The sequence below is a fragment of the Pseudarthrobacter sp. C4D7 genome (assembly GCF_013359725.1).
Taxonomy (GTDB): Bacteria; Actinomycetota; Actinomycetes; order Actinomycetales; family Micrococcaceae; genus Arthrobacter.
This window is the reverse complement of sequence record NZ_JABFMW010000053.1, coordinates 1-4,503: the sequence shown is the minus strand read 5'-3', so window position 1 is coordinate 4,503 and position 4,503 is coordinate 1. Positions and strand designations below refer to the sequence as shown.

Annotated in this window: 2 protein-coding genes; both read right to left on the bottom strand. The window is 66.0% G+C overall.

Annotation, left to right across the window (positions count from 1 at the left end; translation table 11 throughout):
* Nucleotides 1–257: 257 nt before the first annotated feature.
* Nucleotides 258–3,296 carry a glycoside hydrolase family 2 TIM barrel-domain containing protein gene (locus HNO81_RS19800; RefSeq protein ID WP_175319799.1) on the bottom strand — a complete coding sequence of 1,013 codons (3,039 nt, stop codon included), beginning with the start codon at nt 3,294–3,296 and terminating at the stop codon, nt 258–260.
* An 86-nt stretch (nt 3,297–3,382) separates the two neighbouring features.
* A complete protein-coding gene (locus HNO81_RS19795) occupies nt 3,383–4,393 on the bottom strand; it encodes a LacI family DNA-binding transcriptional regulator (protein ID WP_175319798.1) in 1,011 nt (336 codons plus the stop codon).
* Nucleotides 4,394–4,503 lie beyond the last annotated feature (110 nt).

The following is a 4,503-nucleotide window of genomic DNA, read 5'->3' as shown; positions in this document are numbered from 1 at the left end:
GCCCCACACCGATTTCCAGCGCCCTAAAGAGCAACCAGATAATGGCTTCGAATTTGGGGGTTTTGGCCACCCGGTGAACAGTTCTTCACTGTCTCCCCCGCGGCGACTTAGAAAACAATACACGCACACAACCCCCACCGCAAACCGGGGCAAGCCGCACGCCCTGACCACAGAAAACCCCGGAATCCCGGGGTTTTCTGTGGTCAGGGCGGTGTTTCCAGCCCCTTGGGGTCAGGATAGGCCCGCTATGGAGTGGCTCACATCTGCTGTGGGTCGCCGGCTACCCGGAGGACAACCTCGAAGTCCGCCGCCCGCGGAGTGAGCCGGTAGGGTTCCAGCACGCCGGGTCCGCAGGCTCCTGTCCCCACGCCCCTCATGGCGTGATCAAGGTAGACGTAGGTGCGGCCGTCCGGCATGAGATCCGGCCTGTGGGCAGCAGCGTCCAGGGCCTGCATGCTGTAGGGCCGGACGGTAAGCGCCATGGGCTCACCGTAAAGATGCAGTTCCCCGCCGCCCGTTCGCAACACCGCAGACCGGACCCCGGACCTGGCTCCCGACTCCTGGGGACGGACGTACTGCACCTCCAGATCGGCCAGGGGCACCTCGAACCATCCCTGCCGGCTGCCCTGACCGGTGTCCGGGTAACTCTGGTGCGGACCTTGGCCGCACCAGGCCACGGAGCTTGTTTCGGTGCCCAGCACGAGTTCCAGGCCTATGCGCGCCCACTCCACCGCAAAGCCGGCGTTGACCCAGTCCCCTACCGGCGTGACGCGTGTCCGCAAGGACAGGGCGTCTGCGTTGCTGGTCCACTGGTAGTCAACCAGCACGCCGAACTGCTTGTCCGCTGCGGCCATGCGGGTGCTGACGGTCAGCTGCTCGCCGCCGTCCGGCGCTGGTTCGGCGCTGATATGCAGCAGGCGGGTGTGGAGCCGGTCCAGTCCCGCGTCCTTCCACTGGATGGCAAGGGGCCGCTCGTCCTTGCTCCCCCATTCCCTGCCCAGGTCGTTGTCTGTCGGGGCCCACCACAGGACCAGTCCCAGTTTCTCCACGGGGAGGCCGCCGATGGTCGACGGCATTCCGGTGGCGCGGTTGAATACGGCCGGTCCCAGCCGCAGTTCCCCCTGGCCAACGTGTACGGGTTCACGCGCCGGCACCGGGGCGTCCGGGGAGGCGAAACGAACGGCCTGCCCCCAAGCGACCTCGTGGCCGGTTTCAGCCCAGTCCGTAGCTGCCGCCAGCACGGCACTGACGGTGAGCACCGCCGTCGACGCTTCCGGCAGGGCGGCCGCAAAGGCGGCCACTTCCGCCGGCAGCTCCACCTTGGCCCGGGACTGCGGTGCCAGCGGCTGGACGGCCACGGTCCCTTCACGCTGAATGCCGCCGTCGGCCTCCACCTGGTAACGGAAGTGGAAACCGGTGGTGTCGGCGAAGTCCTGGCCGTTCCGGACGGTGAAGCTGGCCCAGGAGTCGGCTACGCCGATGTGCAGCGGCTCAATAACCTTCTTGAAATCCAGCAGGCCCGGACGGGGGTTCCGGTCAGCGTCCACCAGGCCATCAGTGACGAAGTTGCCGTCGTGGATTTCCTCACCGAAGTCGCCACCGTAGGCGAAGTGTTCTCCGCCGTCCGGTGAGGGCACCCTGATTCCATGCTCCAGCCATTCCCAGACGAAACCGCCCATGAGGCGTGGATACTGCTCGAACAGCTCCTGGTACTCGCTCATGCCTCCCGGTCCGTTGCCCATGGCATGCACGTATTCGCACAGCATGAACGGCATGGCTCGGCGCCTCGCATCCAGTTCCGCATCCTCGAGGGCCGGCTCGATGCCCTGGCCGATCAGTGCCGTCTCAGCCTGGCTGGCATACATCCGCGAATAGACATCCACATACGGCGAGGACCAGTCGCCCTCATAGTGGATGGGGCGGGACGGGTCGCGGTCTTTGGTCCAGCGCGACATGGCCGCCAGGTTCCGGCCAGTACCCGCCTCATTGCCCAACGACCACATGACGATGGACGGATGGTTCTTGTCGCGCTCAACGGTGCGTTGCATCCGCTCCACCAGCGCTTCCTCCCACTGCGGATCATCGCTGGGATTCTGCGCCCAGCCGGCGCTGTGGAAGCCGTGCGTCTCCAGGTCGCATTCAAGCACCACGTAGAAGCCCAGCCGGTCAGCCAGAGCAAGAAACGCGGGGTGGGGTGGATAGTGCGAGGTCCGGATGGCATTGATGTTGTGCTGTTTCATCAGCCTCAGCTCCGCCTCCATCACGTGATGCGGCACTACCCGGCCAAACCGGGGGTGGTGTTCGTGGCGGTTTACGCCGCGGAGCAGGACCCGCCGGCCGTTCACCTTGAACTGGGCATCCTCGATGCTGATGCTGCGGAAGCCCAACTGCACGGAGACGGTCTCGCCGGAGGTACTGACCGTGGCGGCGTAAAGCCGGGGGATCTCAGCGGACCAGGACTGCACGCCGGGAATCCGCTGTTCCACTCCAGCGGCCAGTTCCAGGGAAAGTTCCGGAACGCGGACGACGGCGTCTGCCGGCGCGCCAGCCCGGGTCGCCTCCACGCGAAGCACGCCTTCGCCGGTTTCCGGATCGTAGCCCGCGTGGACGAAGAGGTCATCGATGCCGTCCGTGGGACGCGCCTGGAGCGTGACGTCCCGGAAGATGCCCGGCAGCCACCACATGTCCTGGTCCTCCACGTAGCTTGCGGCGGAGAACTGGGCCACCCGCACGGCCAGCGTGTTGGAGCCCTGGACCAGGACGCCGGAAACATCGAACTCGTGGGCCAGCCGGCTTCCGCGGGTGGTTCCCAGCTGTACTCCGTTCAGCCACACTGTCGCTGCAGACTCGATGCCATCAAACCGCAGCACGGAATGGGGAAGAAACTCCGGGCCTGCCTCGAAGGTCACCAGGTGATCGCCGATGGGGTTGGCCTCCGGCACGTGCGGCGGCTCCACCGCGAACGGGAACTGGACGTTGGTGTAGGCCGGGGCCCCATGGCCGTGCATGTTCCAGCTCGAGGGCACGGGAAGTGCCGTGAAGCCGGAGAGTCCGCCACCATGCTGCCACCCATCATTGGGCGCCGTCCGGATTCCCGAGCTCAGGCGGAACTGCCATTCACCATTGAGCAGGAGCCTGGGTGCGTCGGAGTCCAGATACGCCCGGGGTGGAAGGCTCCCCGTACCCGGGGCCGGCGAGGCCAGCCCATCAATCTCTTCTGCGCCGAGTTCGAGGCGGCGGGAGGACTGCCCAACTTCGGGGGCGAACTGGGTGGCTGCTGCGTTGTGCGTCGGCATGTGGTTTCCTTGCTGGTGGGCTCTGCACGTGAACGTTCACGTCAACTTCCAACAGCCTATCGGCCAAGGCTCCATTTGGGGAGGGGTCAGGCAGATTGCCGAAGAACCAACTGATGCCGCAGGGTCAGGAAGGCTTCGGGGCTGCGGTCCTTGATGGCGCCGGAAAGCAGCCCGTCCAGGAGTCCGACGGCGGCGCGGCCCACAGCGCGCAGGTCCAGGGAGAGCGTGGTCAGCTCCGGGGTCAGCAGCTCCCCCAGAGGTATCCCATCCATGCCGATGACCGGGCAATCGCCGGGTACTGCCAGGCCTGCCTCCTGCAACGCCTTTAGGGCCCCGGCGGCCATGAGGTCGTTGAAGACGAGCATGCCGTCGGGCCGGATTCCGCCAGCGGCAAGGAGGGTCACAGCCTCCCGTGCAGCCGCCGCCGAGGGATCCGCCTGGATGCGGGTGAGCTGGATGCCCGTTTCGGCTGCTACGGCCGCGGCAGCCGCACTTCTGCCGCCCGAGGGTCCACCCCGGTTCGAGTCCAGGAAGACGATGTTCCGGCAGCCACTGGTTGAAAGATGGTCAAGGCCCAGCCTGGCTGCGTGGGAGTAGTCGAATGAAATCCCTCCGGCGGTCCCCTCTGTTGCGGGGGAGTCGAGCGACACCACCGGTCGCCGGCCCATAAGCGTCTGGACCTCATCAGCGTGCGGTGCAAGGTAGCCGATCAGGGCATCCACCTGGGGTGACAGCCGGGCCGCAGCATCGGCAGCACTTGCGGTGCCATGTCCATAGTCATCCATCACCACGTTCCAGCCCCGCTGGGTGGCAGCTTCCACCACGCTGGAGGCAAAAGATGGGAAATACGGGTTGGTGAGGTCAGGGATGGCGAGCCCCACAGAGGTACGGGCCCCCTGGACCAGGCCTTTCGCGAAACGGCTGGGGACGTAACCCAGCTCCGCTGCGAGCTTCTGGACCCGCTCCTTGGTTTCCTGGCTGATGCCGGCCATGTCGTTCATGGCGCGGGTCACCGTTTGGCGTGAGACGCCGGCAGCGGACGCCACATCCAGGATGGTGGCCCGCTTGCGCATGGGGCTTTGGGGCTGGGGGGTCATAGACGGTAAGTCTATGGGTCCTGCCGTCCCCCCTGGTCTGTTGGGTTTTGTGGGTTTAAATGGGGAAGGGCCCTGACGTTCGTTGTCAGGGCCCTTCCGTTAATGATGTT

Bases quoted from the DNA above. Each gene is read 5' to 3' on its own strand.
- HNO81_RS19800 (WP_175319799.1), bottom strand. From the start codon at position 3,296: ATGCCGACGCACAACGCAGCAGCCACCCAGTTCGCCCCCGAAGTTGGG.
- HNO81_RS19795 (WP_175319798.1), bottom strand. From the start codon at position 4,393: ATGACCCCCCAGCCCCAAAGCCCCATGCGCAAGCGGGCCACCATCCTG.